Annotated in this window: 18 protein-coding genes; 7 read left to right on the top strand and 11 right to left on the bottom strand. The window is 69.2% G+C overall.

Translation table 11 applies throughout. From position 1 onward, the window contains the following. Positions 1-14: 14 nt before the first annotated feature. A complete protein-coding gene (locus LZ199_RS36670) occupies positions 15-2,546 on the top strand; it encodes a fused MFS transporter/spermidine synthase family protein (RefSeq protein WP_253998437.1) in 2,532 nt (843 codons plus the stop codon). A 1-nt stretch (position 2,547) separates the two neighbouring features. Here the strand turns inward: LZ199_RS36670 and LZ199_RS36665 are convergent, their stop codons facing one another. Together LZ199_RS36665 and LZ199_RS36660 are read right to left on the bottom strand one after the other, a co-directional pair. Next, entirely contained in the window at positions 2,548-3,318 is a 771-nt protein-coding gene (locus LZ199_RS36665) for a YoaK family protein (protein ID WP_253998436.1), read from the bottom strand. 101 nt (positions 3,319-3,419) lie between these two features. Continuing rightward, positions 3,420-3,764: a histidine triad nucleotide-binding protein gene (locus tag LZ199_RS36660; RefSeq protein ID WP_253998435.1), complete on the bottom strand. Its 345-nt coding sequence runs from the start codon at positions 3,762-3,764 to the stop codon at positions 3,420-3,422. Between the two features lie 192 nt (positions 3,765-3,956). Here LZ199_RS36660 and hprK point away from each other — a divergent pair, with 192 nt between their 5' ends. From hprK to LZ199_RS36630, 6 genes are all read left to right on the top strand, one after another. Beyond that, entirely contained in the window at positions 3,957-4,922 is a 966-nt protein-coding gene (gene hprK / locus LZ199_RS36655) for an HPr(Ser) kinase/phosphatase (protein ID WP_253998434.1), read from the top strand. Beyond that, positions 4,919-5,782, top strand: coding sequence for an RNase adapter RapZ (gene rapZ, locus LZ199_RS36650; RefSeq protein ID WP_323390144.1), 864 nt, complete (start codon positions 4,919-4,921; stop codon positions 5,780-5,782). The genes hprK and rapZ overlap by 4 nt, the downstream gene beginning before the upstream one ends. A gap of 4 nt (positions 5,783-5,786) precedes the next feature. Next, positions 5,787-6,341, top strand: a complete 555-nt coding sequence (locus LZ199_RS36645) for a manganese efflux pump MntP (RefSeq protein WP_253998433.1) — start codon at positions 5,787-5,789, stop codon at positions 6,339-6,341. A gap of 150 nt (positions 6,342-6,491) precedes the next feature. Next, positions 6,492-8,009, top strand: coding sequence for a flavin-containing monooxygenase (locus tag LZ199_RS36640; protein WP_253998432.1), 1,518 nt, complete (start codon positions 6,492-6,494; stop codon positions 8,007-8,009). Between the two features lie 87 nt (positions 8,010-8,096). After that, complete coding sequence (locus tag LZ199_RS36635) at positions 8,097-8,942, top strand: SDR family NAD(P)-dependent oxidoreductase (RefSeq protein WP_253998431.1); 846 nt, start codon at positions 8,097-8,099, stop codon at positions 8,940-8,942. Further along, positions 8,939-9,646 carry a QsdR family transcriptional regulator gene (locus LZ199_RS36630; RefSeq protein ID WP_253998430.1) on the top strand — a complete coding sequence of 236 codons (708 nt, stop codon included), beginning with the start codon at positions 8,939-8,941 and terminating at the stop codon, positions 9,644-9,646. Before LZ199_RS36635 ends, LZ199_RS36630 begins: the two co-directional genes overlap by 4 nt. A gap of 47 nt (positions 9,647-9,693) precedes the next feature. Here the strand turns inward: LZ199_RS36630 and LZ199_RS36625 are convergent, their stop codons facing one another. The 9 genes from LZ199_RS36625 to LZ199_RS36585 form a co-directional block, all read right to left on the bottom strand. Further along, positions 9,694-10,110, bottom strand: a complete 417-nt coding sequence (locus LZ199_RS36625; protein WP_253998429.1) for a DUF2000 domain-containing protein — start codon at positions 10,108-10,110, stop codon at positions 9,694-9,696. Further along, positions 10,041-10,997, bottom strand: a complete 957-nt coding sequence (locus LZ199_RS36620) for an AraC family transcriptional regulator (protein ID WP_253998428.1) — start codon at positions 10,995-10,997, stop codon at positions 10,041-10,043. Before LZ199_RS36620 ends, LZ199_RS36625 begins: the two co-directional genes overlap by 70 nt. 118 nt (positions 10,998-11,115) lie before the next feature. Then, positions 11,116-11,763, bottom strand: a complete 648-nt coding sequence (locus LZ199_RS36615; RefSeq protein WP_253998427.1) for a hypothetical protein — start codon at positions 11,761-11,763, stop codon at positions 11,116-11,118. Beyond that, a complete protein-coding gene (locus tag LZ199_RS36610; protein ID WP_253998426.1) occupies positions 11,760-12,314 on the bottom strand; it encodes a hypothetical protein in 555 nt (184 codons plus the stop codon). The genes LZ199_RS36615 and LZ199_RS36610 overlap by 4 nt, the downstream gene beginning before the upstream one ends. A 10-nt stretch (positions 12,315-12,324) precedes the next feature. Further along, positions 12,325-15,657, bottom strand: a complete 3,333-nt coding sequence (locus LZ199_RS36605) for a glycoside hydrolase 5 family protein (RefSeq protein WP_253998425.1) — start codon at positions 15,655-15,657, stop codon at positions 12,325-12,327. Next, a complete protein-coding gene (locus LZ199_RS36600; RefSeq protein WP_253998424.1) occupies positions 15,654-17,024 on the bottom strand; it encodes a GH1 family beta-glucosidase in 1,371 nt (456 codons plus the stop codon). Before LZ199_RS36600 ends, LZ199_RS36605 begins: the two co-directional genes overlap by 4 nt. Next, complete coding sequence (locus LZ199_RS36595) at positions 17,005-18,000, bottom strand: ABC transporter ATP-binding protein (protein WP_253998423.1); 996 nt, start codon at positions 17,998-18,000, stop codon at positions 17,005-17,007. Before LZ199_RS36595 ends, LZ199_RS36600 begins: the two co-directional genes overlap by 20 nt. Then, a complete protein-coding gene (locus LZ199_RS36590) occupies positions 17,997-19,766 on the bottom strand; it encodes a dipeptide/oligopeptide/nickel ABC transporter permease/ATP-binding protein (protein WP_253998422.1) in 1,770 nt (589 codons plus the stop codon). Before LZ199_RS36590 ends, LZ199_RS36595 begins: the two co-directional genes overlap by 4 nt. After that, on the bottom strand, positions 19,759-20,739 hold the full coding sequence (locus LZ199_RS36585; protein WP_253998421.1) for an ABC transporter permease: 981 nt from the start codon (positions 20,737-20,739) through the stop codon (positions 19,759-19,761). The genes LZ199_RS36590 and LZ199_RS36585 overlap by 8 nt, the downstream gene beginning before the upstream one ends.

Raw genomic sequence — 20,739 nt, 5'->3', positions numbered from 1 at the left:
CCTCAAGGTTCTGCATGCTCCGTTACGCCGTTGCCATCTTCACCAGTGCCTTCTTGTTGTTTGGAGTGCAGCCCCTCGCGGGGCGGTATGCGTTGCCCTGGTATGGCGGCACGCCCGGCGTCTGGACCGCATGCATGCTGTTCTTCCAGGCGGCGCTGCTGGGCGGGTATGCGTATTCGCACGGGCTCGCGTCGCGACTGAGGCCGAGGACGCAGGCGAAGGTGCACCTGGGCGTGCTGGCGGTGGCGGTGGCGGTGCTGGGGGCAAGGGCCCTGTGGGTGGGCTCACCGGTGGCGCCAGGGCCGGAGTGGCGTCCGGCGGCCACGGACCTGGCGGTGCCCCGGCTGTTGGCGATGCTGGCGGCCACCATCGGCCTGCCGTTCTTCGTGCTGAGCACGACGGGGCCGCTGCTGCAGTCCTGGTTCTCCCGCGCGCGGCCCGGCCGCTCCCCGTATGCGCTGTATGCGCTGTCCAACGTGGGCTCGCTGCTGGCGCTCCTGGGCTACCCCTTCCTGGTGGAGCCGTGGGTAGGGCGGGGCACTCAGGCGTGGGGCTGGGGCGTGGGCTTCGTCCTGTTCGCGGTGGCTTGCGCGGTGTGCGCGGTGGACGTGCTGCGACACGAGCGGGCGACAGCGGGCGCCGTGGGCTCGACAGGGGCCGAGGGAGCTGGAGTCGACGTCGTGAGCGCGCCCGCGGGCGTGGGGGCCACGGGCGAGCTGTCGGCGAGTGCCGAAGTGCTGGGGACCGGTGCAATCGGTGCCTGGCCCGCGTTGGCGGCGGGAGGTGCCTCGGGCCCGCACGGTGCCGCCGCCCAGGAGGGTGAGGTCGCTTCGCGGAGGGCCGAGGCCAGTGCGGGGAACGGGCTCGCCGTGGCCTCCTCCCCGACGTCGCTCGAGGCCGCGTCACCGGCACAGACGACGGCTGCGGAAGCGGCCCGTGAAGCGGCCTTCGAGGCGATGCGGCGAGAAGCGCGAGGCGCGCCCGCCCCCATCGACTCCGAGGCCCGGCCCGGAGTGGCGCGCACGCTGTCGTGGCTCGGGTTGGCCACATGCGCGTCGGTGCTGCTGCTCGCGACGACGAACCAGCTCTCGCAGGACGTGGCCGCGGGTCCCTTCCTCTGGGTGCTGCCGCTGGCCGTCTACCTGCTCACCTTCATCATCGCCTTCTCGCGCGAGTCCTTCTATTCGCGCACCGTCTACGGGGTGCTGCTCATCGGCTCCGGGGCGGCGGTGGCGCACGCGCACGCGGCGGGGGCCCACTTTCCGCTCCCCCTCCAGCTCCTCGCCTACGCCCTGTCGCTCTTCGCCGGCTGCATGGTGTGTCACGGCGAGCTGTACCGGCTGCGTCCGGCCCCGCGCCACCTGAGTGCCTTCTACCTGTGGGTGTCCGCGGGGGGCGTGCTGGGCGCGCTGTTCGTCAGCGGCGTGGCCACCGTCTTCTTCCGCGCGTACTGGGAGTACCCGCTGTCCTTGGGAGGCTGCTGCGCGGTGGCGCTCGCGGGAATGGTGCGCGGGCCGGCGGCCGAGACGTGGAGTCAGCGCGGCCGACGGGTGCTGCGCGGCGCGATGCTCGTCATGGTGACGGTGAACCTGTTCCTCTCGGTGAACCGGGAGCTGGACAAGGCGCTGTTCAGCGAGCGGAACTTCTTCGGCGTGGTGCGGGTGACGGAGCAGGGCGAGGAGGACCCGGAGACCCACTTCTACAGCCAGCGCCACGGCGCCATCACCCACGGCATGCAGTACGTCAAGCCGGAGTACCGCTCGCGGCCGACGACGTACTACACGCGGGAGGCCGGGCTCGGGCTGGCCATCGCGGAGCAGCGTCGGCTGCGCGCGGCGGTGGGCCTGCCTCCGGGCCTGCGCATGGGCGTGCTGGGGCTGGGCGTGGGGACGAGCGCGGCGCTGCTGGAGAAGGAGGACCTGGGGCGCTTCTATGAAATCAACCCGGCGGTCATCTCCCTGGCGCGAGGCGAGGGCGGCTTCTTCAGCTACCTGAGCGACTCGCCCGCGACGATTGAAGTGGTGGAGGGGGACGCGCGCATCTCCCTGGAGCGCGAGCTGGAGCGAGGCGAGCCCGGCGCGTTCGACGTGCTGGCGTTGGATGTCTTCTCCTCCGACTCCGTCCCCGTGCACCTGCTCACCGAGGAGGCGGTGGCCCTGTACAAGCGGCACCTGGCTCCTCACGGCGTGCTGGCGCTGCACATCAGCAACGTGCACCTGGACCTGGTGCCGGTGACGCTGTCACACGCGCGCCGCCTGGGCATGCACGCGGCCTTCGTCTTCTACGACACGCAGGGGGACGCGCTGCGCAGCAACTGGATGCTGCTCAGTCCGGACCGTGAGTTCTCCTGGGGCCCGACGTTCACCCGAGCCACGGCGCGCGTGCGGCGCCTGGGGCTGCGTGAAGAGCAGGACTTCGCCTGGACGGATGACCGCAGCAGCGTGCTGCGGGTGCTGCGGGAAATCGAACCCGATGTGAATGTCGTGGATGTGGCGGCGTCCTCGGGCCCGCCGAAGATACCCCTGGCCCGTCCCGCCGGGCGGTGACTCAGGCGCGCGAGGCCGAGTCCGGCTGGCGTCGCGCCGCCTGGCTCAAGTCCAGGCCGATGAGCAGGAGCAGCACCGCGCACGGCAACCCCAGGGCAGCGGCCCCGTGATGGACATAGAGCAGCGGCCCGCTGGTGCACCCCAGCAGGAACGCGGCGCCCAGTCCCAGGTGAAGGCGCGTGCGCTCGAACTCGATGGCGGAGGGCAGGGCGCGCAGCCGGCGCAGCACGCCGGTGACGCCCTGGCCGCGAGCCCCGTCCCGCACCCAGGCGAACATCCGCACCAGCTGAATCCCGATGTCCGTGAGGATGCCGGTGATGTGGGTCGTCCGCACCACCGCGCCGGACACCCGGGTGACGAGCGCGTTCTGCAGCCCCATGGCGAAGGCCAGGCCCCACATCAGCACGGGCGCGCGCGTGCCCGGCGAGGACGTGAGCGCCGTGCCGATGCCGGCCAACGTCACCACCTCCACCAGCAGCGCGGCGACGTGCCGGCCTCGCGAGCGGTGACGGGACGCATCCAGCAGCGCCGCCGCGCACACCGCGCCCAGCACGAAGGACAGGAGCAGCTGCGCGGCGAGCACCGTGAGGCGCCCTTCGCCCGTGGCAATCGACTCGCCCAGCGCCGCCATGTTCCCGGACATGTGAGACGTGTGCATGCCGAGCGCCACGAAGCCCGTCGCATTCACCGACCCGGCGACCGCCGCGAGCAGGAGCGAGAGCACCGTATAGGCGCGGCGGTTGCTGGGAGAGGATTCCGTGGTGAAGGGCATGCGCGGCGCACCCCTGCGCTGTCAGGAGACGCTAACACCCGCTCACCCGGCCCGCGTCCACTCCCGTGCCAGCGCCCTGGCGGTCCGCAGCGCGTGCCTGCTCAGCCTGGAGGCCAGAGGAGCGGCCGACCCGCCAGCAGGTGCAGATGGATGTGGAACACCGTCTGCCCGGCGTCCTTGTGAGTGTTCATCACCACCCGGTACCCGTTGCTGGCGTGGCCCCGCTGCTGGGCCAGCTTCGCCGCGGCCACGAAGAGGTGGCCCACCGCCGCCTCGTCCTCCGTGGAGATGTCGTTCACCGTGGCGATGTGCTTGCGGGGGATGAACAGGACGTGCGTGGGCGCCTGGGGATTGATGTCCTCGAAGGCCAGGCAGGCGTCGTCCTGATAGACGACCTTGGCGGGGATGAGGCCGTCGCGAATCTTGCAAAAGAGGCAGTCGGACATGGGCCGGGGCTTAGCAACGCGCGGGGCGGGGGGAAATGGCCTCGGCGCTCATTGTTGAGGTCCCAAGCGATTCGCTGGGAGGGCGGCCGGGGCTTCGCTCGGGTGGGCAATCGGCGGTAGAGGTGGGGGACGACATGCCAGGTGGGCACTTCGCCTCAAAAGCCCCCACCGGTGATATTCCAGGCCCCGACGATGAAATCCATCCGCATCTCCCAGCTCATCGAGGACCACGACTACGACTTGCGCCTCACGCTCATCGCGGGCGCGAGCGGGCTGACGCGGACGGTGGACTCGTCGCGCATCCAGAAGCCGGGGCTGGCGCTGGCGGGCTTCACCGAGCACCTCCACCCCCACCGGGTCCAGGTGTTCGGCAACACCGAGATTTCCTATCTGGCCACCCTGCCGGAGTCGCGGCAGCGGGACGCGCTCTCCAAGCTCTTCGAGGAAGAGGACCTGGCGTGCGTCGTGGTGACGAAGGAGCTGGAGATTCCGCCCGTCCTGGTGACGGCGTGCGAGGCCGGCGGGCTGGCGCTGATGAAGACGCCGCTGCTCTCCAGCGAGTTCATCACCCGGGTGCAGTCCTTCCTGGAGGAGGCGCTCACCGAGTCCAGCAGCCTGCACGGCGTGCTGATGGACGTCTTCGGCGTGGGCATCCTGCTGTTGGGCAAGAGCGGCATCGGCAAGAGCGAGATTGCCCTCGATTTGGTGATGCGGGCCCACCGGCTGGTGGCGGACGACATCGTCGACGTCAGCCGGCGCAAGGGGGCCGTCTACGGCGCGGGCAACCCGGTCATCAAGCACCACATGGAGATTCGGGGCCTGGGCATCATCAACATCAAGGACCTGTTCGGCGTGGCGGCGGTGCGCGAGCAGAAGAAAATCGAGCTCGTGATTGAGCTGCAGGAATGGGACCCCCATCAGGAGTACGACCGGCTTGGCGTGGAGGACAAACATCTGCAGATTGTGGGTGTGGACATCCCACTGTCGGTGGTACCCGTGCGTCCAGGCCGTAACATGGCGACCATCATCGAGGTGGCCGCCCGCAACCAGTTGCTGAAGCTTCAGGGCCACCACTCGGCGAGGGAATTCGCCGAGCGGCTCAACCGAGCCATCGCCGAAGGGGCGATGCGCCGCACCCTGGGAGAAGAGGTCGAGTGACCGCGCCCGCGAAACAGTTGGTCGTCATCACCGGCATGTCCGGCTCCGGCAAGTCCACCGCCATCCGGGCGTTGGAGGATGCGGGGTTCTTCTGCATCGACAACCTGCCGGTGCTGCTGCTGCCCAAGCTCACGGAGCTGGCCGGTGGGGGCAACATCGAGCGCATGGCGCTGGTGATGGACGTGCGCGAGGGCGTGTTCCTCAAGGACGCCCCCCGGGTGCTCGACGAGGTCCGCCGCGCCGGTCACCACGTGGAGGTGCTCTTCCTCGACTCCAGCGACGACAGCCTCATCCGTCGCTTCAGCGAGACGCGCCGCCGCCATCCGCTGGCGCCCAACGGCACCGTGGCGGACGGCATCAAGGCGGAGCGCCAGGAGCTGCGTGACTTGCGCGAAATCGCCGACCAGGTCATCGACTCGTCGGTGCTGAACGTCCATGACTTGAAGCGCATGGTGCAGGCGCGCTTCAGCCCGGAGCCCGCGGCGGGGCCGAGCCTGTCGGTGATGTCCTTCGGCTACCGGTACGGGGTGCCGCCGCAGGCGGACCTGGTGCTGGACGTGCGCTTCCTGCCCAACCCGTACTTCGTCCCGGAGATGAAGGGGCTGACGGGCAAGGTGCCCAAGGTGGCGGCGTACGTGCTGGAGCGCGAGGAGACGCAGCAGTTCCTCGAGAAGGTCGTGGACCTGTGCCGCTTCCTCTTCCCTCGCTACCAGAAGGAGGGGAAGGCGTACCTCACGGTGGCGCTGGGGTGCACGGGTGGCAAGCACCGCTCCGTGGCCATCGCGGCGGAGCTGACCAAGCGGCTGACCGACGACAACACCCGCGTTCAGCTCTGGGACCGCGACATCGAGAAAGAGTAGCTCGGTGGCGTCCCTGACCCTGTTTCTGCTCTCGCTCGGGGTGGCGATGGACGCCACCGCCGTGTCCAGCGGGATGGCCATCCGTGGCGCGCGTCAGCCGGATGTCCTCAAGCTGGCGCTGACGTTCGGCCTGTTCCAATTCGGCATGTCCCTGGGCGGTGCGCTCGGGGGCCGGGCCATCCTCACGCACTTCGCGGCGGTGGACCATTGGATTGCCTTCGGACTGCTCGCGCTCGTGGGCGGGCACATGATTTGGGAAGCGTTCTCCCATGACGAGGAGACGCGCTCCGCCACCGGCATTCCGCTGCCCATGCTGCTGACGCTCGGCGTGGCCACCAGCATCGACGCGCTCGCCGTCGGCGTGACGCTGCCCGCGCTGGACCAGGGCATCCTCTTGTCCACGGGCCTCATCGGGGTGATGACCTTCGTGCTGTCCATCCTCGGCGCCTGGGCTGGCAAGCGGCTGGGGGAGCGCTTCGGCACCCGCATCGAAATCCTCGGCGGCCTGGTGCTCATCGGCATCGGCTTCAAGACGCTCTTCGAGCACATGAGCGCGTAGGCCTCCCGGCGGTGGGCTCCGTGCCCCCGCATGAGGCTGCCTCTCGTGCGACACCTCGCTGGCCTACGTCACGAGTGAGTCAAGATTGCGAAGTGACTCATGGCGCGCCATGCTGGGAGTCCGTAGCGTGGGTTCCCACTGGAGGCCAGGATGTCCCTTCCCCTGACGCGGCACTTCCACGTGGCCATCGCGGGCAGTGGGTTCGGCGGCCTGGGGATGGCCATCCGGCTCAAGCAGGAGGGGCTGGAGGACTTCGTCGTCTTCGAGCGCGCGGACGACGTGGGTGGCGTCTGGCGGGACAACTCGTATCCGGGGTGTGCGTGCGACGTGCCCTCGCACCTGTACTCGTTCTCCTTCGCGCCGAATCCTCGCTGGTCCCGCTCGTACTCGCCCCAGGCGGAGATTCATGCGTACCTGCGCGACTGCGCGGAGCGGTTCGGCGTGCTTCCTCACGTGCGCTTCCGTCACTCAGTGGAGGACGCGCGCTGGGACGACGAGGCGGGGCACTGGCGCCTCCAGACGTCGGAGGGGCTCTTCACGGCGGACGTCTTCATCCTCGCGGCGGGAGCCTTTGGCGAGCCGGTGCAGCCCGCCATTCCGGGCCTGGAGCGCTTCCAGGGCAAGGTGATGCACTCGGCGCGGTGGGACCACGACTACGCGCTGGAGGGGCGCCAGGTGGCGGTGGTGGGCACGGGGGCGTCCGCGATTCAGTTCGTCCCGGCCATCCAGCCGAAGGTGGCGAAGCTGGTCCTCTTCCAGCGCACGCCGCCGTGGATTCTTCCGCGCAACGACGACGCCATCTCCGGTTGGAAGCAGTGGCTGTACGCGCGCGTCCCTGGGGCGCGGTGGTTGATGCGCGCGGGCATCTACGCGGTGAAGGAGCTGTCCGCGCTGGCCTTCATGTACCCGTGGATCATCAAGTTGGCGCAGCGTGGCGCGTGGCGGCACCTGAAGGCGTCGGTTCCGGACCCGGTGCTGCGCGCGAAGCTGCGGCCTGGCTACACCATGGGCTGCAAGCGCGTGCTGGTGTCGGACGACTACCTGCCGGCGCTGACGCGGGAGAACGTGGAGGTCGTCACGGAGGGGCTCCAGGAGGTGCGCGAGCACTCCGTCGTCACGACGTCGGGCGTGGAGCATCCGGTGGACGCGCTCATCTTCGGCACGGGGTTCCAGATAACGGAGCCGTCGTTCGCCCGGCACATCCGGGGGCGTGACGGGCGCACCCTGGCGGAGACGTGGGCGGGGAGCATGAAGGCGCACCTGGGGACGTCGGTGAGCGGGTTCCCCAACTTCTTCATGTTGCTGGGGCCGAACACGGGGCTGGGGCACACGTCGGTCATCCTGATGATTGAGAGCCAGCTGGCGCACGTGCTCAGCGCGCTGCGCTACCTGGAGGGCAGGGGACTGGCGGCGGTGGAGCCCACGGCGGATGCGCAGGAGGCGTTCGTTCGCGAGGTCGACACGCGAATGGCCCAGACGGTGTGGATGCGGGGCGGCTGTGTGAGCTGGTACCTGGATGCGACGGGGCGCAACTCGACGCTGTGGCCGGGCTTCACCTTCGAATACCGGCGCCGCGTCTCCGCCTTCGAGCCGACGGACTATGTGGCCATCCACCGGCGAGCGCGTGCGAGGGGCGAGGCGGGTTCTCGGAAGAAGGCGCATGGCTGACGCGGTGGCGATGGCGGCGCTCGCGATGTCGTCGCGCCGCATGCTCGATGAGGGTCTGTCGGGCCGAACGCGGAACGGAGCCAACAGATGAAGTCGGTGAAGGACAAGGTCGCGGCGATAACCGGAGCGGGCTCGGGCATCGGCCGGGCGACGGCGGTGTTGCTCGCGCGTCAGGGCTGTCACGTCGCGTTGTCGGACGTGAATGTGCAGGGGCTCTCCGAGACGGAGACGCAGTGCCGCGCGCACGGTGTCCGTGTCCGGGTGGACCGGGTGGATGTCGCGAAGCGCGAGCAGGTGCACGCCTGGGCGGATGATGTGGCGAAGGAGTTCGGCGGCGTCCACATCATCATCAACAACGCGGGTGTGGCGTTGGGGGCCACCATCGAGGACACCCGGTACGAGGACTTCGAGTGGCTGATGAACATCAACTTCTGGGGTGTGGTGTATGGGACGAAGGCGTTCCTGCCGCACCTGAAGGCGGTGGACGAGGGGCACATCGTCAACGTGTCGAGTGTCTTTGGCCTCATCGGGGTACCGACGCAGGCGGCGTACAACTCGGCGAAGTTCGCGGTGAAGGGCTTCACGGAGGCGCTGCGGCAGGAGCTGGAGGTGGAGCCGGGGACCATCGGCGTCACCTGTGTGCACCCTGGGGGTATCAAGACGAACATCGCGCGCAATGCGCGGGTCACGGTGCGTCGAGGGTGGACGGACGAACGCTCGTCGAGTGACTTCGAGAAGGCCTTCGCCACCACGCCGGAGCGGGCGGCGGAGGACATCGTCACGGCGATTCGGAAGAACCGTCGTCGGCAGCTCATTGGCGGGGATGCGGTGCTCATCGACCTGTTCCAGCGGTTGTTGCCGACCCTGTACCAGCGGGTGCTGGTGGCGGGGATGCGGCGTCGGCGGCGGAAGATGCTGAGCGCGGCGACATGAAGCGCACGCGCGTGAAGGACTCGAGGGGCGCGACGAAGGCGGCGCCTTCGAGGACGCGTCGGCCGGCTTCGCGAGAGAAGGCGCGGGGGCGGGTGACGCCGCTCTCGAAGCGGCTGGAGGTGCCTTCACGGGCGACGCCGCAGGACCTCTTCGCCCTGGCGATGCGGTGGTGGGAAGAAGGGGAGCGGTTCGACATCGGCCGGATGGCGCAGGAGCTGGGCGTGAGTCGGGCCACGGTGTTCCGCTGGGCGGGGACGCGGGAGCTGCTCTATGGCGAGGTGCTGTCTTTCCGGTTCGAGGCCGCGCTCACCGCCGCGAGAAGCGAGTTCAAGGGGGAGGGGCCGGCGTATGTGGCGGCGGTCACCCAGCGCCTCCTCCACCTGATTGTGGAGGACGCGCCGCTGCGGCGCTTCATCCAACAGGATTCCGAGTACGCGATGCGGGTGCTGATGTCGAAGAGCAGCCGCGTGGAAGAGCGCTGCGCGGCGAGCATCAGGAAGGCGCTGGAGGAGGGCGTGAGGGACAAGCACCTCCGCCCGGCGATGGGGCTGGATGCGCTATCGAACGTCATCGTCCGGGTGGGACAGTTCTTCCTGTACCGCGACGCGCTCACGGGCGACCCCCCGGACGTGCAAGCCGCCATCACCGCGACGCTCATCCTCCTCACCGCGGAAGAGGGCGATGCGAGGTGGAAGAGGCGGTGATTGGAGCAGGCGTCAGGAGATGACGGGTCGCAGGAGTCCGGCCTCGCTCACTTGTGCAGTGCGAGCCCCTTGATGGCCTTGTCCACCTGCTTGCGCTCACCTCGCAACGCCAGGCCCACGAAGTCGAAGTCCTCGGGGTTCTCCGCGCGGAACGCGGCCCGGTTGTCCACGTCGTTGCCCGTGGCGAACATGGCGGCCACGTACACAGCGGCCGTCAACCCTCGCTCCACGGCGGCCCGGTGCGCGGCTTGAAGCTGCTCCCGAGTGGCGCTGAACACGAGCATCGGCTGGCCCAGGAGCCGGCTGTACTTCCTTCCCGTCGCATCCTCATACGGCTCCCCCAGCATCTCCGGAGCCGATGCGGCCATTCCCGTCGCGAGGAAGGCGGTGACGTTCAGCTTCTGCCAGACGGCGAGGTCTTCGCGGATGACGATGGCGATCTTGGTCGTGAACAGCTCGGGCATGGAGGTCTCCTCTGTCGCCGGTCATCCTCGACAGAGGCGCGCTCCAGGTCTGGAACGTTCGTGCACATCGCGCGGTAGGCGGCCGGTGTCAGTCCATACGCCCGCCGGAACCATCGTCCCAGGTGACTCTGGTCCGCGAAGCCCACCGCCGCCGCGACACTCGCGGGTGTCTCTCCTCTCGCCAACCTCCCGCGCGCCGCCGCGAGGCGAAGCTGCACCAGATACGCATGAGGTGGCAGCCCATAGGCCGCACGGAACGCTCGCGAGAGCTGGAAGCGATTTGCTCCGCACTCCCGCGCCAGCTCCTCCAGCCCCAGGTCCTCCTCCATCCGCGTCCGCAGGAACTCCCGTGCCCGACGCGCGGCCCGGTGCGCTGCCTCCCCCAGTCGCGTCACCACCGATGCTCCGAGCTGTGGATTGAGCGCCGCCGCCAGCTCCTCCAGCGCCTCGTCCCGCGCCAGCCGCGAGCCTGTCCCGCGCAGTCGCCAGAACGCCCGCTGGATATGCGCCGCCAACCGAGGCTCCTCCGTGAGCGTCGCCTGGAAGCCCGGTCCCTGTGACACCCCACGCCCATCCGCCACGCGCTCGCAAGCCCGAGCCACCCACGACGGCTCCAGGTAGAGCATCAGATACGTGAAGCCCGTCTCGCCCCGGGCATGCCCGTCATGAGTCTCCCCGGGCTCAATCAGGATGACCCGTCCCGGGGTGCTCCGGTGCAGGGCCCGCCGACATGAGAACTCCTGGAGCCCCTGCTCCGTCACTCCCACGAGGTACGCGTCGTGAAAGTGGGGGTCATACGCATGGCCCGTGAAGTGCGCTCGAATGCTCTCGATGCCCGTCGCCTCGTCACGCGCCACGTCGACCCAGTCCCGCTCGAGTCGGGACACAGGGGAGCAGCTCGGACAAGACGGACGCGCGCCGGACATCTCGCGCTCAATCCTAACACCGCGTCCCGGCAACAGGCCCGCTCCCCCTGAACCAGGGAAGCGGGCCCAAGCCTCACAGCTAGTTCGCCGTGAAGTACAGGTTGTCCAGCAGCAGCGCGTTGCCCGAAGGCCCGCCTCCCGCGATGAACACGAAGGGCGACAGCACCGCGCCCATGCTCACTCCCGCCGCGGAGAAGTCCGACAGCGGAATGGCCAGGTGGTGCCACTGCCCGTCATTCACATACCCATACTTCGCCACGTCCAACTGCACGCCCTCCGTGTCGCTCATCCCAATCTTCACCGAGGCGAACCCCGGGTCCGACGAGTTGAGGCTCACGTGCAGCGTCTTCCACGCGTCCAGGTTGTGGCCCGTATCCCAGTGGATGCCGAAGCCCAGCCACCCCTTGCCCGTGTGGATGATGCGGTCCGCCGTCTTCCCCTCGATGCGCGTGTTCGAAGGCTCAATCGTAACGGTGCCCTCGTACAGGTAGAGGTGCGTGTCCACGTCGTTGATGATGATCTCCTCGGACCGGCCTCCCTCGTAGAAGCCGACGAACAGGCGCCGCTGGCCCGCCTCGAACGGGAACGGCCCCGGGAGCGCCTCGTCCTGGGGATTCGACCCGGCATCGTTCTGCGAGGACGGCTGGTGGTTCTCGTAGTCGGATGCCCCCGGGTCCGGTCGGCACGCGGCCAACGTCAACAGCAGCATTCCCACGGTCCGCTTCATGGTCGCACCGCCCTTTCACCACCACTCGAGGTCCGCACCAGCACCCAGCCGCCCGTCACCGTCCCACCCATCTCCACGATGGCCTTGTAGGAAGGCGTCAACAGCTCGTAGGGAATCGTCCCCGTCGAGTCGTACGTCACCGCGTCCGGGAAGTTGTCCAACACCGACTGGTACGAGCGGATGGCCATGTCCCGCACCACCGGCAGGTCCTCCTGCCGGGCCAGTCCGTTCTGGTACACGCCGAGCAGGTTGAGGCCCACGTAGTACTGCGCCTCGCCATACGGCCCTCGCGCGAGCACGGTGGCCCACGAGTAGAACGCCGCCACCGGCCCCGCGTTGGCCTGGAGCACCCACTTCGTCTCCGTCCCCGGCGTCGAGTCCGCGAACGGATTGTTCGGGTCGTCCAGGATGGTGGTGCTCGGATACACGCCCATGGTCGGGTCATGGACCTCGAGCGTCAGGTCCTCCAGCGACTCGCCATAGACATAGCTCGCGCGGTCATAACACCCGAAGGTGCTCAAGGCCGCGAGGAGCACGAGACACGTCCTCATACGTCGTCCCTCAGAGCGAAAGGATTGCATACGCACCCACCTCGTATTCGCGGCCCTTGAGTCCCTCGGCGATGGCCACCGTGCTCATGCCCTCCGAGTACTCATCCAACATGCGCACCAACCCTCGCAGACCGAAGCGCGTGGACACCGCGCCCAGCACCGGCCGCTTGAGCCCGTAGGACACGTCGCCGCCCAGCTGCACCGGATACGTGAGGTTGAACACGCGGTGGTAGTCGTATGGACCCCAGTCGTTGAACCGAAGCTGCGTGGCGAGCAGCAGCGTGTCGTACAGCACGTTGGCGTCCAGGCCGAAGCGGCGCACCTGCCGCGCGTCCTCGCCTCCGGACTGCACGCTGCCCACGAAGGCCGTGCCGTACAGCTTCAGCCGCTGCGACGGATTGCCCACCATGCGCAGCGTCGTCTCCCACTCGTCGCGCGCCGGTGGCGCCCCGGCGAAGGCCACCGCGCTGCCGTCCGCGAGGATGGCGATGCTCGCGTCTCGCGACGTCGGCTGGCGGCGGTACACCAGGTCCAGGCCCGCGGCGAACGGCGCGTCCTCGCGCATCTCCCGGTCCCACGCCCAGAACCACGTCCCCGGCGTCGGGTCGAAGGTGATGAGCAGCTCCGCGCCCAGCGTCTCGCGGTTGTCCAGGACGGTGAAGGCGTCCTGCAACACGTTGCGCGCCCGCACCGCCGGGAAGTACGTGCCCGAGTCCTGGTCGAACGTGTCGGGGATGTTCGGGTTCGGCCCGATGAGCGGCTTCTGGTACAGCACGTTCGGCGCCACCTCGATGGTGCCCAACTGGAACGCCGCGCCCGCCTGCGCGCCGAAGTGGTTGCCGCGTCCGCTCTCCCGCAGGCTCCAGCCCGTCAGGACGATGCTCGGCTCGGGACCGCCGTCCGCCACCAGCCCGCGGAACGAGCCCTGGGCATACAGCCGCACCCCGCCCAGGTCATACGTGGCCCGCGCCTTCGCGCCGAGCGTGTCGAGGAACTGCACCTCGTCGCGCAGCACCTCCTGGCCCGTGCCCATGTAGCTTGCGCCACCCTTGGCCTCGCGCGTCCAGGTGAACTCCTCACCAATCCGTTGGGGCGCGGCGAGGATGCCGCCGATGTCGAGCGCCAGCGGGCCCTTGTTCCACTCGAACGTGAGCGCGGTGCGACGCGCCACGCGCTCGCGGATGACGGAGGCCGTCTGCTGCGTGGCACCCCGGGCGATGTCCTCCTGGTGCACCAGCGTCAGCGCCATGTCCCCGAAGCCCTTGCGGTACTTGGCGACGATGGACGGGTTGGCGCCCCAGTACAGCTCCGGACCCACCGCCAGCTTGAAGCCCTCGAAGGAGCGCTTGCCGCTGAGCACCACGCCGAAGGGCGCGTTGCCATGGTAGATGTCGATGTTCGGCCCGTAGTTGGCCTCACGGTACAGGCCGAAGAAGTCGCCCTCCTCGCCCCAGTGGTAGTGGCCGACGCGGTAGTAGCCCTCCAGCGCGAAGTCCGCGCGGTCCAGCTTGAACTCCGCCTGGTACAGCGCGAAGCGGTCGAAGGCGGACACGCCCGGCTGGGAGACGCCCGGTGTCGGCGAGCCCGTCGTGGGCGTCGTCGGCGTGGGCGTGGTGCCCCGGTTCTCGTAGAAGAGGTTGTTGAGGCGGTTGGTGGCCACGTTGCCCACCACGTTGAACGACGCGCGGCCGTACACCCCCGTCGCCGGCTGGACCGCCAGGTCGAAGAAGATGGACTCCGTGTGGTCCGCCGCCGTCAGGTTGGGCCGCGTCGTCGCGATGCTCCCGCGCGACAGCGAGCTGTCCATGACCAGGCGCAGGTTGGACACGCGCACCATGCTGAGCTCCTCCGTCTTCGCCAGGGCGATGGAGGACTCGTAGCTCTTCGACATGTCGGAGGGACGCAGGCCCGCGAAGTGCGCGTGGATGCGGTCCAGGTCCGTGTCCGCCGCGTACGGGTCCAGGCGGAAGGCCGCCTGCAACATGTAGTAGGCCGTGCGCGGTTGGATTCGGGAGATGCCCGCGTCGTCCGGCTGGCCCAGGGCGCAGATGCCGAACCACTCCTCGTTCATGTTGTTCTGGCCGGGCACGAAGTCCGCCGCGTAGCCGCCGTTGGGCCACGACGCCGTCGTGTCGTGAATGGAGAGGTTGGCCTCCTGGCCCATCTTCCACCAGCCGTCCACCCACTGGAACACGAAGCCGCCCAGCGCGTTGCCCACGCGGCCCTGACCGTAGGTCTGCGTATAGATTTCCTCCCACTGCTGGCGCAGGTACTCGGCCTGGGACAGGTGGTCCTCACGGCCGTCCCGCGCGTTGAAGGCGTCCGCGCCGAACTCCGAGAAGAGCACCGGCTTGTCCACCTTGCGCAGCACCTCGTCGAACAAGTCCCTGACGCTCGGGCCCCGGTAGACGTTGGCGCCGAAGATGTCGATATCCATGGCGTGCTTGGCGACCAGGTCGATGTACTGGAGGTCTCCGTTGGCCAGGGCCACCGGGTGGTTGACGTCACGGGCCTTGATGGTCCGCGCCGCCTCGCCCATCAGCGTGTAGAGGTGCTCCGCGCGCGCGGCGTCCTCCTGGCCCGGCAGCGCCTCGATTTCGTAGCTGGTCCAGTGCAGGCCGTAGTTGTTCTCGTTGCCGAGCAGCCACATCAGCACGCCCGGAACGCCCCGGTACACCTCCACCTTCTTCGCCAGTTCCTCCAGGAGCGCCTTGCGGTGCGCGGCGTTGGAGTAGTCGATGTTCGGCACGAAGGCGCCGTTGACGGTGGCGCCGTAGCGGCCCATCAGCGGGTTCACCACCGTGGTGATGCCGTAGTTCTTGAAGATGAACTCCACCCAGCGCGGAGGGATGTCGTCGAACTGGCGGATGGAGTTGACGCCCATGTCGCGCAAGAGCGTCATCTCCCGAGCCAGCACCGCGCGCACGAAGTCGTCGGGCTGGTTCCAGAGCGAGTAGCGGTAGTTCTCTCCAATGGGCGTGTAGCCCCAGTTCATGCCGCGCAACAGGAAGTCGCGGCCGTCCACCTTCAGCTTGAAGCCGCGCTCGTCGTGCTGAATCTTGACGACGGTGGCCTGCTCCGCGCCCGGCTTGACGTCCACGGGCTGGAGGGTGAGCGGCTGCGGGGCGGGAGACGGCGTCGGACTGGGAGGACCCGAGGGCGTCGTCGTGGTGGCGGCGGGAGGCGCGCCACCCGGGGGAGAAGCGGCAGGCGGCGTCGACTCCACCGGCGCCGTTTGCGGTTGGGCACCGCCGGGTTGGACGGGCTGCGCGTCCTGCCCGGCATGGACGGGGGCCTGGTACAGCGCCACCGCGAGGAGGGGTGCGAGGACCAGGGCTCTCACGCGGCCAGCTCCACATCCAGCCCGTTCTGGGCCACCACGGCGCGGTACAGATGCGCGCTGTCCTTGGGGATGCGCTTCTGCGTGGCGTAGTCCACGTACACCATGCCGAAGCGCTTCTGATAGCCGTAGGCCCACTCGAAGTTGTCCAACAGCGACCACGCGAAGTAGCCCTTGAGCGGCACGCCCTGGTTGATGGCCTCCAGCGAGGCCTCCAGGTGCGAGCGCAGGTAGTGCACGCGCTTGGCGTCCCTCACGCGGCCATCCGCGTCCGGCGTGGTGCCGTAGGCGGCCCCGTTCTCCGTGACGTAGAGGTGGCCCGGTTTGTAGTCCTGGTGCAGCCGCACCAGCAGCTGCGTGAGGCCGTGGGGCGACACCTCCCAGTCCATCTCCGTCTTCTCGGAGCTGACGTGGACGGTGCGAGGCGCGTTCTGCGACTCGGGGATGCGGTCGCTGCGGATGACGCCGCGGTTGTAGTAGTTGACCCCCAGGAAATCGATGGGGACGGCGATGTCCGCCAGGTCGCCCTGGCGCACGAAGGGCAGCGTGTCCGACTTCAGTCGCCCCTCGGCGACATGGTCGTCAATCACGTCGCGCGGGTAGCCCTTGCCGTAGAGCGGGTCCAGGTACCAGCGGTTGAAGCCGCCGTCGAAGGCGCGGCACGCGTCGTGGTCCTCCTTGCTGGGCGACGCCGGCTCCGCGGGCACCAGGTTGAGGGTGATGCCGACCTCCGCCTTGGGCACGTTGGAGCGGATGACGGGCACGGCCTGCCCATGCGACAGCAGCACGTGATGGGCCGTGGCCAGCGCCTGGCCCCAGTCCTTGATGCCGGGCGCATGCTCGCCGTTGGCGTAGCCCAGGATGCTGATGCACCAGGGCTCGTTGTGCGTAATCCACTTCGACACGCGGTCCCCGAGCTTCTGGCTCACCACGTCCGCGTACTCGACGAACGCGCTCACCGTGTCGCGCGAGGCCCAGCCGCCCTTGTCCTGGAGCGCCTGCGGCAGGTCCCAGTGGTACAGCGTGACGGCGGGCTCGATTCCCACCTCCAGCAGTCCGTCGACCAGCCGCGAGTAGAAGTCGAGTCCGGCGGTGTTCACCTTGCCGCGTCCCACGGGGAGCACGCGCGGCCAGGCGATGGAGAAGCGATACGCCTTCAACCCCATCCAGCGCATCAGCTCCACGTCCTCGCGCCAGCGGTGGTAGTGGTCGCAGGCGACGTTGCCGTTGGTTCCGTCGGCGATTTTACCGGGCGTGGCGGCGAACCTGTCCCAGATGGACTCACCGCGCCCGTCGGCGTCGGTGGCTCCTTCAATCTGGTACGAGGAGGTGGCCACACCCCACACGAAGTCATGAGGAAACTGCCGCATCGTCAGGGACTCCTTTCGAGGACTCGAGATGGCAGCGGACGTGGTGCTCCGCCGCGGGAAGGTGAAAGGGAGGAAGCGCCTCGTGGCACCGCACGTCGGCGTGAGGACAGCGGGGCGCGAAGGCACACCCCAGGGGAGGAGGCGGCGCGGTCGCCACGCGCGCGGGAAGGGGCGTGCGCAGGAAGTCCGCGCCATCCGGCACCGCTGACAACAGCAGCCGCGTGTACGGGTGCCGAGGCGCCTGGAGCACATCGCTGGTGCGGCCCGTCTCCACGACGGAGCCCGCGTAGAGCACCAGCACGCGGTCCGCCAGGTGACGGGCGCTCGCCAAATCGTGCGTGATGAAGAGGATGCCGATGCCGCGCTCGCGCGTCAGGCCCTTGAGCAGCTGGAGCACGCCCCGGCGCGTGGACACGTCCAGCATGGAGGTGGGCTCGTCCGCGATGATGACGTCGGGCTCCACCGCCAGCGCCCGCGCCACGGCCACGCGCTGACGCTGGCCACCGGACAGCTCGTGCGGATAGCGCTTCGCCAATTGCTCCGCGGGCGTCAGGCCCACCGACTCCAAGAGCGCATGCACCTTCCGCGTCAGCTCCACGCCGCGCGCGCGCCCATGGCGCACCAGCGAGCGCTCCAGGTGATAGGCCACCGTGTGCACGGGGTTGAGCGAGGCGAACGGGTCCTGGAACACCATCTGCACGCGGCCCCGGTAGGCCAGCGACGCGGAGCGACCCTCGCGGGCGAGCACGTTCTCTCCACTGAGGAGGATGTCGCCCGAGTCCGGCGTGTCCAGCCGCGCCAGGAGGCGGGCCAGCGTGGACTTGCCGCTGCCGGACTCACCGACGAGCGCGAGGATTTCTCCGCGCTCCAGCGAGAAGGACACGTCCGTCAGCACCTTGCGCCGCGCGTGGGACAGGAAGCCGCCCACGGGGAAGCTCCGATTCAAACGCGAGGCTTCCAACAGGGGAGGGCTCATCGACGACCTCCGGGCAGTGCGGCGAGCGGGGGCTTCAGCGCGCTGGCGGCCTGCTCCAGCACGTCGGGCGTGGGCGCCTGCGTGTCGGTGGCGCCCAGGTGCGGGAAGGACGACAGCAACAGGCGCGTGTACGGGTGACGGGCGTCCGTGCGCAGCCGCTGCGCGGTGTCCACCTCCACCAGCTTGCCGGCCTGGAGGATGCCCACGCGGTCCGACAGCGCGAGCAGCAGCGGCAAGTCATGCGTGATGAAGAGGACCGCGAAGCCCAGCCGCTCCTTCAGCTCCAGCACGCGCTGGAGCAGCTCCTTCTGCACCACCACGTCGAGCGCGGTGGTGGGCTCGTCCATCACCACCAGCCGGGGCTCCAGCGCCAGCGCCAGGGCGATGCCCACGCGCTGCCGCATGCCGCCGGAGAGCTGGTGCGGCCAGGCGTTCACCAGCTCGGGCTTCAGGCCCACCATGGCCAACAGCTCGCGGCCCCGCGCGTAGGAGGACGCGCGTGAGGCGCCGCCGTGCGCCGCGAGCGTGTCGTGGAACTGCTCACCCAGCGTGAGCACCGGATTGAGCGCGCTCATCGCGCTCTGGAACACCATGGACACACGGCTCCACCGAAAGGCGCGCAGCGCCTCCGGCGACAACGCGGTGACGTCCGTTCCGTCGAAGACGATGCTTCCCTGGGTGATGGCCGCTGACGAGGGCAACAGGCGCAACAGCGCGTAGCCCAGCGTGGACTTGCCGCTGCCGGACTCGCCCGCCAGGCCGAACACCTCGCCCGGGGCGATGTCCAGGGACACCTGGTCCACCACGCGGGAGGGGCCCGCCTGCGTCATGTACTCGATGCACAGGTCGCGCACGCTCAACAGCGCGCCGGGCGCGGCGGCCTCCTGCGCGGGCGTGGCGACGGCGCGCATCACCGCGGCCTTGGGCGCCTTCGGAGGCGCGCGCAGTGAGGGGTTGGTCAGCTCGTCGATGGCGGAGCTGAGCAGCGTGAGCGAGAAGCCCACCAGCGCGATGCAGATGCCCGTGGGGACGAATATCCACCAGGAGCGCGTCAGCAGCGCCGCGTCGTTGCCGGCCCAGTAGAGGTTGGTGCCCCACGTCACCGCGCCCACGTCGCCCAGGCCCAGGAACTCCAGGCCCACCTGAGCGCCCACGGCGTACAGCGTGTTTCCAATGAACGACGAGGCCACCAGCGACGCCATGTTGGGCAAGAGCTCGCGGGTGATGATGCGCGCGTGGCTCTCTCCGGCGACCACGGCCGCCGCGACGAAGTCCCGGCCTCGCAGCGCCAGCGCCTCCGCGCGGAAGACGCGCGCGTTCCAGGCCCAGCCCGCGAAGGTGAGCACCACCACCATGCGGAAGGGGCCGGAGGGCAGGTAGGCGCCCAGGACGATGGCCAGAGGCAGGCCCGGGATGACCAGGAAGATGTTGGTGGTGAGCGTCAGCGCGTCATCCACGCGTCGGCCCAGGTAGCCGGCGGTGATGCCCACCAGCGCGCCCACCAGCGTGACGAGCGCGCCCACCGCGAAGCCGATGGCCAGCGTCTCGCGCGCGCCCACCACCGTCTGCGCGAGCACGTCCTGGCCCTGGCCCGTCGTGCCGAACCAGTGGGCACTCGAAGGCGGCTGGTGGGGCTGACCCATCAGCTCCGTCGGGTCCATCACGAACCACGGGCCCACCAGCGCGACGAGGAGGAAGCCCAGCAGGAGGGTGCCTCCCACCGCGGCCTTGCGCTGGCGGAGCAGGCGTCGAAGGGTCTCACGCATGGGCGCGGGTCCTCGGGTCCAGCCAGAGGCAGAGCAGGTCCACGGCGAAGTTCGCGGCGAGCACCGCCAGCGTGATGACCAGGAAGAGCCCCTGCATCAGCGGGTAGTCCTGGTTGCGCACCGCGAGGATGAGCAGGTAGCCGGTGCCCGGATACGAGAAGACGATTTCCGTCAGCAGCGAGCCGCTCAGCACGAAGCCCAGCGCCATGCCGAAGCCCGTGACGTTGGGCAAGAGCGCGTTGCGCGCCGCATAGCGCAGCATCACCTGACGGGGCGGCAGGCCCTTGGCGTGCGCCAGCCGCAGCGTGTCCGTGCCCAGCACCGCCACCATGGTGTTGCGCATGCTCAGCATCCACCCGCCGAGCGTGGCCACGACGATGGATGCCGCCGGCAGCACCGCGTGTCGTCCCACGTCCGCGATGAAGGTGAGCGTGGCTCCGGGCTCCACGTCGTGCGAGTACGCGTGACGCAGCGGGAACCAGCCCAGCCCGAAGCCGAACAGGTACAGCGCCAGCATGGCCAGCCAGAAGTAGGGGAAGGCCCCCAGGAAGGCGAGCGCGGGCGCGAGCGCGGAGTCAAGCCAGCCGCCCCGGTTCCACGCGGCCAGCACGCCCAGCATCGTCCCCACCGCGAAGCTGATGATGACCGCGCACCCGGCCAGCCCCAGCGTCCACAACAGGCCCGTGCCGATGACCTCCGTCACGGGCGACGGGTAGTACGCGTACGACAGGCCGAAATCGCCCGTGAGCAGGTGCTTCAGGTACGTGAAGTACTGCACGTGCCACGGCGCGTCCGTGAAGCCGAACGCCGTCTTCAGGGCCACCAGCGCCTCGGGGGAGATGCGGCCCTCGAAGCGGGCGAACATCGCCGTGGCCGGGTCGCCGGGCGCGAGCCTCGGGATGACGAAGTTCATCGTCAGCGAGGCCCAGGCGGCGAGCAGGTAGAAGCCGAGCCTGCGGAGCACGTAGCGCAT

This window comes from Myxococcus qinghaiensis (assembly GCF_024198215.1).
GTDB classification, from domain to species: Bacteria; Myxococcota; Myxococcia; order Myxococcales; family Myxococcaceae; genus Myxococcus; species Myxococcus qinghaiensis.
Note: the sequence above shows the minus strand (reverse complement) of the source record. Positions and strands in the feature narration are given on the sequence as shown.